The organism is Ensifer sp., from assembly GCF_035999135.1.
Lineage (GTDB): Bacteria > Pseudomonadota > Alphaproteobacteria > Rhizobiales > Rhizobiaceae > Ensifer.
Window position 1 is genome coordinate 1 of the sequence record NZ_DASYGZ010000205.1, and the last position, 12,113, is coordinate 12,113.

Annotated in this window: 14 protein-coding genes and 1 pseudogene; 11 read left to right on the forward strand and 4 right to left on the reverse strand. The window is 58.5% G+C overall.

Annotated features, from left to right (window positions below; genetic code table 11):
• Window positions 1-316 (forward strand): ABC transporter substrate-binding protein (locus tag VGO12_RS27125; protein ID WP_327515820.1); only part of this gene is annotated, 316 nt, incomplete at its 5' end.
• Window positions 317-388: 72 nt separating this feature from the next.
• Here the strand turns inward: VGO12_RS27125 and VGO12_RS27130 are convergent.
• On the reverse strand, window positions 389-1,498 hold the full coding sequence (locus tag VGO12_RS27130; protein ID WP_327515821.1) for a mandelate racemase/muconate lactonizing enzyme family protein: 1,110 nt from the start codon (window positions 1,496-1,498) through the stop codon (window positions 389-391).
• 180 nt (window positions 1,499-1,678) lie between these two features.
• Between VGO12_RS27130 and VGO12_RS27135 the strand changes: the two genes are divergently transcribed.
• Window positions 1,679-2,356: a GntR family transcriptional regulator gene (locus tag VGO12_RS27135; RefSeq protein WP_327515822.1), complete on the forward strand. Its 678-nt coding sequence runs from the start codon at window positions 1,679-1,681 to the stop codon at window positions 2,354-2,356.
• 199 nt (window positions 2,357-2,555) lie between these two features.
• Here the strand turns inward: VGO12_RS27135 and VGO12_RS27140 are convergent, their stop codons facing one another.
• Window positions 2,556-3,254 carry a GntR family transcriptional regulator gene (locus VGO12_RS27140; RefSeq protein WP_327515823.1) on the reverse strand — a complete coding sequence of 233 codons (699 nt, stop codon included), beginning with the start codon at window positions 3,252-3,254 and terminating at the stop codon, window positions 2,556-2,558.
• 123 nt (window positions 3,255-3,377) lie between these two features.
• Between VGO12_RS27140 and VGO12_RS27145 the strand changes: the two genes are divergently transcribed.
• The 8 genes and pseudogenes from VGO12_RS27145 to VGO12_RS27180 form a co-directional block, all read left to right on the forward strand.
• A complete protein-coding gene (locus tag VGO12_RS27145; protein ID WP_327515824.1) occupies window positions 3,378-4,898 on the forward strand; it encodes an aldehyde dehydrogenase family protein in 1,521 nt (506 codons plus the stop codon).
• Between the two features lie 150 nt (window positions 4,899-5,048).
• Window positions 5,049-5,999 (forward strand): substrate-binding domain-containing protein, encoded by a 951-nt coding sequence (locus VGO12_RS27150; protein ID WP_327515825.1) that lies wholly within the window; start codon window positions 5,049-5,051, stop codon window positions 5,997-5,999.
• A 68-nt stretch (window positions 6,000-6,067) separates the two neighbouring features.
• The gene (locus tag VGO12_RS27155; RefSeq protein WP_327515826.1) at window positions 6,068-7,087 is read left to right on the forward strand and encodes an ABC transporter permease; all 1,020 of its coding nucleotides are present in this window, start codon (window positions 6,068-6,070) and stop codon (window positions 7,085-7,087) included.
• Window positions 7,087-7,818 (forward strand): ATP-binding cassette domain-containing protein, encoded by a 732-nt coding sequence (locus VGO12_RS27160; protein ID WP_327515827.1) that lies wholly within the window; start codon window positions 7,087-7,089, stop codon window positions 7,816-7,818. The genes VGO12_RS27155 and VGO12_RS27160 overlap by 1 nt, the downstream gene beginning before the upstream one ends.
• A gap of 30 nt (window positions 7,819-7,848) precedes the next feature.
• Window positions 7,849-8,691, forward strand: coding sequence for a 5-dehydro-4-deoxy-D-glucuronate isomerase (gene kduI / locus VGO12_RS27165; protein ID WP_327515828.1), 843 nt, complete (start codon window positions 7,849-7,851; stop codon window positions 8,689-8,691).
• Window positions 8,688-9,443 (forward strand): 2-dehydro-3-deoxy-D-gluconate 5-dehydrogenase KduD, encoded by a 756-nt coding sequence (kduD, locus tag VGO12_RS27170; RefSeq protein WP_327515829.1) that lies wholly within the window; start codon window positions 8,688-8,690, stop codon window positions 9,441-9,443. Before kduI ends, kduD begins: the two co-directional genes overlap by 4 nt.
• 99 nt (window positions 9,444-9,542) lie before the next feature.
• Entirely contained in the window at window positions 9,543-9,797 is a 255-nt protein-coding gene (locus tag VGO12_RS27175; protein WP_414650790.1) for a cupin domain-containing protein, read from the forward strand.
• A 199-nt stretch (window positions 9,798-9,996) separates the two neighbouring features.
• Window positions 9,997-10,311, forward strand: a pseudogene (locus VGO12_RS27180) (hypothetical protein); the annotation flags it as partial.
• 54 nt (window positions 10,312-10,365) lie between these two features.
• Here the strand turns inward: VGO12_RS27180 and VGO12_RS27185 are convergent.
• Together VGO12_RS27185 and VGO12_RS27190 are read right to left on the reverse strand one after the other, a co-directional pair.
• Window positions 10,366-10,902, reverse strand: a complete 537-nt coding sequence (locus tag VGO12_RS27185; RefSeq protein WP_327515832.1) for a hypothetical protein — start codon at window positions 10,900-10,902, stop codon at window positions 10,366-10,368.
• Between the two features lie 208 nt (window positions 10,903-11,110).
• Window positions 11,111-11,353, reverse strand: coding sequence for a helix-turn-helix transcriptional regulator (locus tag VGO12_RS27190; RefSeq protein WP_327515833.1), 243 nt, complete (start codon window positions 11,351-11,353; stop codon window positions 11,111-11,113).
• A gap of 94 nt (window positions 11,354-11,447) precedes the next feature.
• Between VGO12_RS27190 and VGO12_RS27195 the strand changes: the two genes are divergently transcribed.
• On the forward strand, window positions 11,448-12,113 hold a 666-nt coding region (locus tag VGO12_RS27195; RefSeq protein WP_327515834.1), incomplete at its 3' end, for a LysR family transcriptional regulator.

The window sequence follows — 12,113 nt, forward strand, 5'->3', positions numbered from 1 at the left end:
GCACAACAATGGCGCCTTCAGTGCGTTCGGCGTGCGCTCGCGATACGGCTTTGTGTTCGATGCCTTCGGGGTCAAGCCTGCCAATGAAGCGGCCGAGACCGGTCTCCACGGACAACCTGTAACCAGCGAGTTCATTCAGGCGACGAACCCCGACATCATCTTCGTCATCGACCGCACCGCGGTCATGGAACGCCGATCGGTCCTGGATGTCGCAACGATCGACAATCCGCTCCTGCGCCAAACGAGCGCCTGGAAGAATGGGAGGGTCGTGCTTGTCGATCCGGAGGCATGGTACGTGACCGCTGTCTTCCGGTAGGCCTGCCGATCAACTGCGCTGTTTCATCATTGATGGGGTGTTTTCGATCCAAGATGAATTGAACTTCGCGAATTACCTCACTCCAACGACGAACAACGGCTCGCCCAGCCGCGATACGTCGACCTCAATGCCAAGGCCCGGCGCCGTGGGCGCGGAGCCGAAGCCCCCGGAGGAGCGAGGCGTGTGGTTTGCCAGATGGCCATCCGTCCAGTCGTTGAAGAACGGCGTCATCAGGAGAGACTCCGGACGAGTGGTTGCGGCAACGTGCGACGTCGCGGCCGTAATGATGTCGCCGCCCCACATATCCTCAACCGATACCGCCATGTTCAGCTCCTGAAGCAGGTCGCGCGCCTTCACCACGTTGGTCAGGCCACCGAGCTTTCCGAACTTAAGATTGACGGAAACTGCGTTAGCCTCGTACTTCGCCCGATACACCTCGTCATGGTTGACGATGGACTCGTCGAGTACCAGCGGGACCGACGATCCGCGATGGGCAAGAATGCAGTCGGCCGTGCTGCGGCATGGCTGCTCGACATAGACGGGAAGACCATTCAGCCCCTGCAGCGCCAGCTTCGCAGATGCGAGCGACCAGCCGCCATTAGAATCGGCGACGATCACGGTCTCGGCGTCACCGGCTTCCACGCTTGCGCGTGTGCGCGCGATGTCATCTAAAGGGTTGTTACCGACCTTGAGCTGGAACCGGTTGATGCCGGCTCGGCGGCGCTCGCGGATAAATTCCGCCATGGCTTCCGGGCGATCCAAGGGCACGGCCTCGTAGATCGTGAAGCGCTCGTTGAGGACGCCACCGATAAGTGCCGACACTGGCCGGTTCAGCGACTTTCCGAGGATATCCCAGCAAGCGATGTCGATGGGGCTTTTCGCAAACTCTTGACCCATGAGCGTTGAGTTCATCACCCGCGCGACCATTCCGATGTTGGTCGGGTCCACGCCGATCAGCGCCTCGCTGAGATCCTTCAAGGCGGTGCGGATGCCGGCGGGGAAGGTGGGCAGGTACACTTTGCCGAGTGTGGTGATCTCGCCCCAGCCGACGAGACCTTCGTCTGTCCTGACGCGCACGACCGTTCCGTCCTCGGCGCTGGCGATGCGGTTGCCCGACATGACGTAGGTGCCATGAGCATATCCAACTTCGTAACTGAAGACATCGATGCCGACGATTTTCATGGGTGCTCCTTCGAATATTTGTATATTGTATAAAATATAAAACGAGCGCGATCAAGGGGTGTCCCCTCTATTGAGGAAGCGAGGCATGGAGGAAGCGGAGTAAGGAAAGATCTCGGGCGAATATTGTATAAAATCTAGCGCCCACTATAGGCTGTGGCAGATCAATCAGGAATCGTTGCCGTGACCGCAGTCGGAAAAGGCCTCAAGCACAAGACGATGGCATCTGCAGCCGCAGAGGAGATCCGCAATCGCATTCTAGCAGGGGACTATGCCCCCGGCGTTCAATTGCGCCAGGATGGATTGGCCAGCGACCTTGGAATGAGCCGCATCCCTATCCGAGAGGCCCTCGTTCAGCTCGAAAGCGAAGGGTTGCTCAAGATCCTGCCGCATAGGGGAGCGATCGTCTCCCAACTGACCGTGGACGAGATCGAAGAGCTGTTCAACATGCGGCTCCTTTTCGAGCCGTTCCTCTTCCAGAGGTCGGCTCCCTTGCTTTCGGCGGAGGACCTTGAAGCCTTGCGTGAGATGCAGGCGCGGTATTCGACGTCGATCGACAGGCTCGATGTCGATGTTTGGAACGAACTGAACACAGAGTTCCATCTGTCACTGTATCGGCACGCGCGCAGCCCCCGCATTCTGCTTGCGGTGCAGAATTTGCTCGTTGAGTGTGACCGACACACTCGCGTCCAGCTGTCGACCATTCGCGGCGACCGCGAAAGGGCGGTGGCCGAGCATGAGGAGCTGTTGCGCCTGTGTGAGAAAGGCGCCTTCGAGGAGGGCGCCAAGCTCATGTACGAACACATCGATCACATACGTGCAGGCCTTGTCGCGCTGCTCGCTCGCACTGAAGCGGGCTGACGCGCTAGGGGAGGTTGTGCTGTACGGGTCCGGTCTCATGGCGAATTGCAGTCGTGTCGAATCGAATCCCTCTCTTGGAGATACGTCTGAGAACGTGCCGGCACCTCAGGTCGGCGGGTCAGCCATTGTCAACGAGGCCATGTATTTTCGTTGGGGCCTAGCGATTGAGTGCGTCAAGCGCAGCTGCCGACGTGTGCACTCACTCGAATAGATCGGGATTGGCGGCTTCAATCTGCGGAAGATCGCTTAAAATGCCGTTGAGGTGCTCACGCATTGCAGCAGCCGCCGCGTCGGCATTCCGCGAGTCGATGGCGTGGACGATTGCCTCGTGTTCGATGATCAATCTTTGCATCCGATCAGGGTGCCGCAGCTGCAGATTGCATACGCGGTCCATGTGAGCCTTGATGTCGGAAATGGCGTTCCAAGCGAGGCCGCAACCAGCGCCTTCCGCAATCGCGATGTGGAACTGCTCATCCTCACGCCGGAACGCGTTATGGTCGTGCGCTTCCATTGCAGCCTTCTGGCGAGAGAGTATTGTGTCAATCTTGCGACGCGACCAGTCGTCGAAGCTCTCGCTCGCGCGTCGAGCGACGGCTGTCTCGATCGCTTCGCGTACGAAGCGCGCTTCCATCATTTGCCGCGCGGAGATGCGTACGACGACTGTCCCGCGGTTCGGGCGGATGTCTACCAGCTTCGACTTGCCAAGCGCAATTAGAGCCTCGCGCACCGGCTGACGCGACACGCCCATGCGTGTTGCGATCTCCTGTTCAGAAAGCCGCATGCCAGGAGCGAGTTCAAGGCGGATAATTGCCTCCCTGAGGTCGCGCTCTACCTGCGCCGCCGCAGTCTCGCCCGTGTCAATCTTCAGCGTATCCAGGTTCGTTCCTTTCGCCGTCATTGCGTTGACATCCCATTTAATCCACCATACAGTACCATACAATTCAAGCGCAACATAAATCCGGCGGTCCTAAGGCCGGACAAAACAGGGAGGGGTCGGGGCTCTGCATCCGACCTTGGGATATTGCTGTCTAATTTTATTGCACCCAATCACAACGACCCTCGCCTTGGTATTAAAAGCCGCTACCAGATGCTTGTCGATGGAAAGTCGGTGGACGCAGCCACCGGTCGGACGATTGATCGGATTTCTCCCGGCCACGCTGGTGTGGTGGTCGGCACGTGGCCAGAAGCGTCCGCTGACGATGTACGATTGGCGATAAATGCGGCTCGTCGTGCGTTTGACACCGGCCCTTGGCCGCGCATGTCAGGCGCCGAGCGTTCACGTCTGATGTTCAAGGTTGCAGAGCTCATCCTTGTGCACCAAGAAGAGCTAGCGCTGGCCGAAAGCCTGGAGGTCGGCAAGCCGATTGCCCAAGCTCGCGGCGAAATCGGTTTCTGCGCCGATCTCTGGTCCTATGCCGCCGGCCAGGCGCGAGCGTTGGAAGGCCAGAGCCACAACAACATCGGTGATGATCGCCTTGGACTGGTGCTGCGTGAACCCGTCGGCGTCGTCGGCATCATCACACCCTGGAATTTCCCCTTCATCATCGCTTCCGAACGCGTACCATGGGCAATCGGGGCGGGCTGCACGGTGGTGTTGAAGCCCTCCGAATTCACCTCCGGCACATCGATCCGCATGGCTGAGCTGGCGCGCGAGGCCGGCATTCCCGATGGCGTCTTCAACGTCGTCACCGGTTACGGCGATCCCGCGGGTCAGGTCCTGGCTGAAGACCCAGCTGTCGATATGGTTGCCTTTACTGGCTCGGTCCGCGTTGGAACCAAGCTGGGCGAGATCGCGGCGCGCAGCGTCAAGCGTGTCGGTCTAGAACTTGGCGGCAAGGGCCCGCAGATCGTCTTTGCTGACGCCGATATCGAGGCTGCGGCCGACGGTATCGCCTATGGCGTCTATCACAATGCCGGGCAGTGTTGCATTTCCGGCAGCCGGCTTCTGGTTCAGGAAGGCATCCGCGATGCGCTGATGGAACGTTTGCTCGACATTTCCCGCAAGGTGACCTTCGGCGATCCGCTCAACGAACGCACCAAGATCGGCGCGATGATCTCGGACGCCCATGCCCAGAAGGTACACTCCTATGTGGAAGCCGGTCTGGCTTCCGGCGCTGAGCTGCTGCTTGGCGGCGAGCGGGTCGGCCAGGAGGCGGGGCTCTACTATGCGCCGACGGTTTTCGCTGGAGTGACGCCCGAAATGTCGATTGCGCGCGAAGAGATCTTTGGGCCGGTACTGTCGACGTTGACATTCAAGACAGCCGATGAAGCGGTAGCTATGGCGAATGCCTCGGAATTCGGTCTGTCCGCCTGCGTTTGGTCCACCAATCTGGAAAACGCGCTTCAGAGCATTCGTCGTATTCGCGCCGGTCGCTGCTGGATCAACAGTGTCATCGACGGGACGCCGGAGTTGCCGATCGGCGGCTACAAGAAAAGCGGCCTTGGCCGTGAACTCGGCCGCTACGGCTTTGATGAATACTCGCAGTTCAAGGGCGTGCACGTCACGCTCGGACGCCCGGCTCCGTGGTTCACGCTGCAATAGCGGCAGCGAAGAAGGAGGTTCTTCGCATCTAGAACAAGTCGGAAAGGCTCAAGGGGGAAAATCTCGGCTGGCGTGATCTTTGGTCGGAGCCGCCAGCCGAGACTTGGGTCCTGTGGACCCGCATTGCACATCCAAAGGGAGGATACGCAAATGAAATTGACCAGGTTGAAAACCGCCGTACTCGCCGGCGGCGTCGCCACCATGATGGCGTCGACGGCGCTTGCCGCGGACGTCAAGGCAACGATGATCATCTATCTTGATCCAAGCGTCCAGTTCTTTAACCCCGTGGTGAAGGGGGCGCAAGACGCAGCCGCACAGTTCGGAGTCGATCTCGACGTCCAGTACGCCAACAACGATCCTGTCCGCCAAAACGATTTGATCGAAAGCGCGACAGCAAGTGGCGTCGATGGCATCGCGGTTGCGATTTCCTCTTCGGATGCGTTCGACGAGAGCATCTGCTCGGCGGTAAAGGCGGGTATCGTCGTCATCGGTTTCAACAATGACGACCTTGACGGCGCCAAGGGAAATTGCCGCCAGGCATATGTAGGCATGAACGAGTTTGCGTCGGGCTACGAGCTCGGCAACCGCATGATCAAGGAGTTCGGCCTAAAGTCCGGTGATGTCGTTTTCAATCCGCGCGAGATTCCAGAAGCAAGCTTCGCCGTTGCTCGAGGCGGCGGCATCGAAAAGTCGATGACGGAAAACGGCATCAAGGTTGAGACCGTGCGTGCGGGGCTCGATCCGGCCGAGGCCCAGAACATCATCGCACAATTCCTGATCGCCAATCCGAACGTGAAGGCATTGTTCGGTACGGGTTCGGTGACTTCGACCGTTGGTGCAGGTGCCATCAAGGATGCCGGCGTCAACATCCCGTTCGGTGGCTTCGACCTTGCAGTCGAGATCGTCAATGCGGTGGAATCGGGTGCGATGTTTGCGACCATGGACCAGCAGCCCTATTTGCAGGGCTACTATCCGATCGCCCAGATCGCGCTTGCCAAGAAATACGGTCTGACGCCGACCGACATCGACACGGGGCAAGGCGCATTCCTTGACAAATCACGCATCAGCTCGGTCAAGCCGCTGATCGGCAGCTTCCGCTAACGGCGCCCAAAGGACCTGCCGGTGATGCCGGCAGGGATCCGCTTCTCCAAACGATCGAGTGCCAGACCGTGACACCTATTCTTTCAGAAAGTGCCGCGCCCCGGTCGCGGAGCCAGAGACAATCGCTGCTCAAGCAGATCATGGGCATGCCTGCAGGCGCGATCTTCCTCGTATTTGTGACCCTACAGATCGTCTGCATCGCAGGCGCGCTGCTCTACCCGGACGACTTCCGCTATCTTTCGCCGCAGAACCTTACGATCCTGATGAAGGCCGTGCCAGTGCTCGGTTGTCTGGCACTTGGCGCGGGGGTGCTGATGATTGCCGGAGAGTTCGATCTTTCCATCGGCTCGGTCTACACCTTTACTGCCATTCTGATGGCAACCCTTGTCGAAGCGGGATTGAGCGCTTTCCTCGCCGCACCTCTCGGCATTGTCGCCGGTGTCCTGATAGGGCTTTTAAACGGCAAGATCACCCTTCGCTTCGGCTTGCCGTCGTTTATCGTGACGCTAGGCGGGTTGCTGTTCTGGCGTGGTGCCGTCCTGCTCTATAACGGAGCCGTGCAGGTGCGATTCGATCCGGAACCTGTGTTTTCCAGCCTGTTTTCCGGCACTCTGCTTGGCGTGAATGCCGCCTTCATCTGGATCATTCTTTTCGTTGTCGGCTTCCACTTCCTCCTTCATCGCCACCGCTTTGGCAATCATGTCTTTGCGACAGGCGGCAATCGCGGTGCGGCCGAGGCGATCGGCATCAACACCGATCGGGTGAAAATGGTAGCTTTTGCGATTGCCGGCGGCATGGCGGCAATTGCCGGAATACTCGCCACCGCACGTGTCGGCAGCGTGCAGCCCGGTCAGGGGGCGGGTCTCGAACTTCAGGCGATCGCGGCCTGCGTAATCGGCGGCCTGTCTCTGCGCGGCGGTCGCGGCTCGATCATCGGCATCTTCCTCGGGGTGCTTTTGATCCACACCATCACCGACGTGCTTCTGTTGCTGCGGGCGCCTGGTTTCTATCTCGACATGTTCATCGCGACGCTGATCGTGCTGGCCGCCATCTTCAACCATCTTATCGAGCGGCGAGGTCTTGCCTGATGTCAAACCTTCTCGAACTGCACAACATCTCGAAAAGCTTCGGCGCGCTGACGGCGCTGCGCAATCTCAGCTTTCATATCGGCGAAGGCGAGGTGGTTGGCCTTCTCGGGGACAATGGCGCCGGCAAGTCGACGACGGTGAACCTGATCTCCGGCATCCACAAGCCGACGGAGGGTTATCTTAGTGTCGATGGCAAGAGGACGATGTTTAGCTGTCGCTCGGACTCCGCCGATGCCGGGATCGAAACGATCTACCAGCATACGGCGCTGGTCGACAGCCTCTCGATCACCCGCAACATCTTCATGGGGCGCGAACTGACGGATCGGTTCGGCTTCTTGAGGCAAGCCGAGATGCGAGAGATCGCAATGGAAGTGTTGCAGAACGCCGTGCATATCTCAGGGATCGACTCTCCCGATACGCTTGTCGGCAACCTCTCCGGCGGCCAGAAACAGGCGGTCGCCATTGCTCGCGCCGTCTATTTCAAGAAGCGGGTGCTGCTGCTTGATGAGCCCACATCGGCGCTCTCCGTGCGAGAGACGGAGGCTCTGCTGAACCAGGTGCTTAAGCTCAAAGCGGAGAACGTCTCCAGCGTGCTGGTGACGCACAACATCTACCACGCCTACCAGGTGTGTGACCGCTTCGTGATTATGAGCCACGGAACAAAGGTCTTCGATGTCCAGAAGGCCGATACGACGATCAACCAGCTGACAGAATACGTCGTGCTCACCTGAGCGATTTCCTAGAGATAAGAGGCATATGCCGTGACTATTTCCGTATCAGTAAGACAGGTCGTTGGCCCAGAGGATACTGCAAGGCGCGACACGCAGGGTCTAAGGGACGGCTTCGTGATCGAGGAGCTGTTCCGACCCGGTCAAGCCAATCTCACCTACAGCCATCTCGACCGCATGATCATCGGCGGCATCGTGCCGATGTCCGAAACGTTGACCATCGAGCGTGTTCCCGAGACCGGGACGGATGGTTTCCTGGATCGCCGTGAAGCGGCGATCATCAACATCGGTGGAGCAGGTGCGGTTCGTATTGGTGGGAAGGTTCATCAACTCGGCTACCAGGAGGCACTCTACGTCGGACTGGGCGCAGCTTCCCTGAGTTTTACCAGCTCCGACCCTCGCGAGCCGGCGCTGTTCTATCTTCTAAGCGCTCCGGCTCATCGGGTCTGCCCGACCGTTCACATCACCCGCGAAATGGCAATAAAGGTAAGACTGGGTTCCGCCGAGGAGTGCAATGCCCGTACGATCAACCAGTATGTGCACCCGGATGTTTGCGAAAGCTGCCAGTTGCTTGTCGGGTTGACCGTGTTCGAGCCGGGCTCGGTATGGAACACTATGCCGGCCCACGTCCATGACCGGCGGATGGAGGTCTACCTCTATTTTGGCATGCAGGAGACAACACGTGTCTTTCACTTCATGGGGCAACCGGGCGAAACGCGGCATGTTGTTCTGAAGAACCATGAAGCCGTTCTGTCGCCGGGCTGGTCCATTCATTCCGGCGCCGGGACAGGGCGTTACGCCTTCATCTGGGCCATGGCCGGAGACAACATGAGTTTTACGGATATGGACCGGGTGCCGATGGAAGCGCTTCGATGAGCCTCTTTGATCTCAGTGGCCGCTTCGCGATCATCACCGGCGCCAACACAGGCATCGGTCAGGCCATTGCCATCGGATTGGCTGAAGCCGGTGCAGATATTGTCGGCGTGGGCCGATCGTCAATGACCGATACGAGGCGACAAGTTGCGTCTGTCGGCAGGCGGTTTCTCGCCATCACCACGGATCTTTCGCAGACCAGAAAATCGGCACAGGTCGTCGAAGAAGCACTGGCATTGGGTGCGACGCCCGATATTCTCGTGAACAATGCCGGTATTGTCCGCCGTGCCGACGCACTGGACTTCAGCGAAGAGGACTGGGATGCAGTGCTGGACACAAACCTCAAATCCGCATTCTTTCTCAGTCAGGCGTTTGCAAAGGCTGCGATTGCGAAAGGCAGTTCCGCGAAGATCATCAACATCGCATCTCTTCTGTCTTTTCAGGGCGGCATTCGAGTCCCCTCTTACACCGCGTCCAAGAGCGGCCTTGCCGGGTTGACCAAGCTTTTGGCGAATGAGTGGGCCGACAGGGGCATAAACGTCAACGCCATCGCGCCCGGCTATGTGGAGACGAACAACACCGAGGCGCTTCGCGCGGATGCGGAGCGCAGTGCCGACATATTGAAGCGCATCCCAGCCGGGCGATGGGCGCGGCCCGGCGATATGGTGGGAGCAGCAGTCTTCCTTGCGGCATCCGCATCCGACTATGTGCATGGCACCATCCTGCCGGTGGACGGCGGATGGTTAGCTCGTTGAGAGGACCGAATGCGATACTATTCATTGCCTGCCGATGTCGTCTGGACTGAGGTTGGCCCTGGAAACCGCCGCGCCGTGTTGAGCCAACGGCCGGAGATAATGCTGGTCGCCTTCAGCTTCGATCAGGGTGCGATAGGCGCACTCCATTCTCACCCGCATACGCAGGTAAGCTATGTGGCGGAGGGGACATTTGACGTCACCGTTGAGGGTGTCACGACCCGACTTGGCCCCGGAAGCAGCTTCATCGTTGCGCCGAACCTTGTCCATGGCGTGGTGGCGCTGACGGATGGACTTCTGATTGATACGTTCACGCCACGGCGTGATGATTTCGTTATTGGCGATGATCGAACTTAGCTCTGAGTTTGTTCGAAACAGCTCTCGCGGCGTTTGATTAACACCTATCGGCACTGCACCCGCTGGCAAGTGGAAAGTATCCGATCGCTCTTGCTGACGTGTTAAACGCACTCGCCGGCGGAGGCGACGATCAGGTCCGAATGATTGTGGTTGAGTGGCGCCTGCAACGGGTCGCGCTTGCCTTCATACTTGGCGCGGACCGACCACTTTTCTCGATATCGCCCATCAGATCGAACTCCTGGATCTGCTGGCGGATCTAAACCGACTGGGGCATACCATTATCGCCGTTCTGCACGACCTCAGCCACGCGTGCCGCTATGCGACACACCTGATCGCGATGGAGGACGGCGCGATCGTCACACAAGGCGAGCCGTCGACCATTGTGACCGAGCGCCTGGTCGATGACGTGTTCGGCCTGCCGTCCGTTATCATTCCCGATCCGGTATCCAATACCCCGTTGATCGTCCCGAAGGGACGTCAGGTCGAGTCTAAGGCCCGCGTCGTTCCTAACTGATCAATTCGAGTTACGCAGCGACCCCCGGGCTCTTTCAAGGGTTCTCGGTGTACCTCAGCCGGCGTCCAGCGGAGTCGGGATCAGCGACCCCTGGGATAGAGAGGGGCCTCTGACCTCGGAGACATACACCTCGTAGCCGAAGTGTGGATCCTGGCTCAGGTCGTGCCCATCGAACCGATCTATGAATTCTTGAAGGTCGCCCTGGTGAGAGAAACCCATGGCAACGGCAGACATGTTTTCGATTTCGCCGCCTTGGTCCTCATAAGTCGCGCTCACTTCCAGGACACCGAGCCGATCGAAGTTTGCCTGCATGTGAAATGAAAGCCAAACCAGATATTCTAACGGGTAGCCGGGATTCCCTGCATATGTCACGACATACGGGTAAGCTAAACGGAAGCGTTCGGCCAAGGCTTCGCCCTCAGTGGCAAAGACGAGAAGATCGTTATCCTCGTCGACGTCGTGAAGTTCTATGGTCAGATCATGTTTACGCAACGCGACGTACGCGCCAAGTCGGTCCGATGGCAACGATGCGAACATGATGTCGCGCCATCGTTGGATGGCTTCATCGAGATCGGTGTGGACCAAAAACATGAAGCATCCTCAGCAAAACCATCACATGATCAAGAGCTTGGAGCCGCGTATAGTACAACCACATTCAGTAGATATTAGTTAGATCTAAATTGCAAGATTGACACAGGGTTGTTTGCGGCTTCTGGACATCCAGCGTTCGCTGTCGACGTTGCGAGGCGTGTAGCTTGTTACAGCGAGTGGAATGCCAATCAGGGGGCGATGATTGCGGTCATCCCTTGATGCGCTTGAGCTCATCGAGTGCATCGAGAGGGTCGAAGTCTAAGAGGTCGGCGAACTCCAGGAACTCGACGACGTCCACGCGACGCTGACCACTTTCAAGGCGCGCCACAAAGGACTGATACTCTCCCAACTTTGTCGCAAGTTCTGTTTGCGTGAGTCCTGCGGCCTCACGCTTTGCAATAAGCAGCGCGATCAGCGCTCTATGCCGTGCCGTACCGAGAGTCTTCGCCACGATTTGCCCACCTGCCTTGAGATGGGGGCTTCATTTATATCTGATTTTCAGTTATCTTAAATTCAGATAATTTCAGCGATCTCGGTGTGCTCAAATGGAATTACGGCAGCTTTCCTATTTCGTTGCGGTCGCCGAAGAGCTGCACTTCAATCGCGCGGCGGCGCGCATGTGCATTGCTCAGCCGGCGTTGAGTGCTCATATCCAGGCGCTCGAGAAGGAGCTCGGTGTCCGGTTGCTCGAACGGTCGACGCGCCGAGTGGAACTGACGCGGGCAGGGGAGGTGTTCTACGATCGGGCGGTGCGGATCATCGGCGATGTCGGGCTCTCAATGGATGTGGCACGGTCTGCTGCCGGCAAGGCGGCGCGCACGATCAAGATCGGGACCGTCTATACGACTATAGGGGTGCTGCCGGCGTTTCTTTCGCGCATCGCCCGGAAGTTTCCGGATGTGGCTCTGCATGTGACGAGTGGCTCGACCAGCGATATCATCCGTTCCATCGAGAACGGCCAGATCAATCTCGGCTTCATCCGCCCGGTCGAAAACATCGGATCCTTGCGCTTCTTCTCGATCGGGCATGAGCGCTATCTGCTGGCTGTCGAAAAGACAAGCCCGCTGGCTCTTCGAAGCGAGATCGACATCGAGGATCTGAGGGGAGAGAAGATCATCGCCTTTTCCCGCCAGAACCTCTCATACTCGGAGCGCTATTTTTTCGAGATGTTCGAGACCCATGGGTTGACCGGCAACATTGCTTATAGCTGC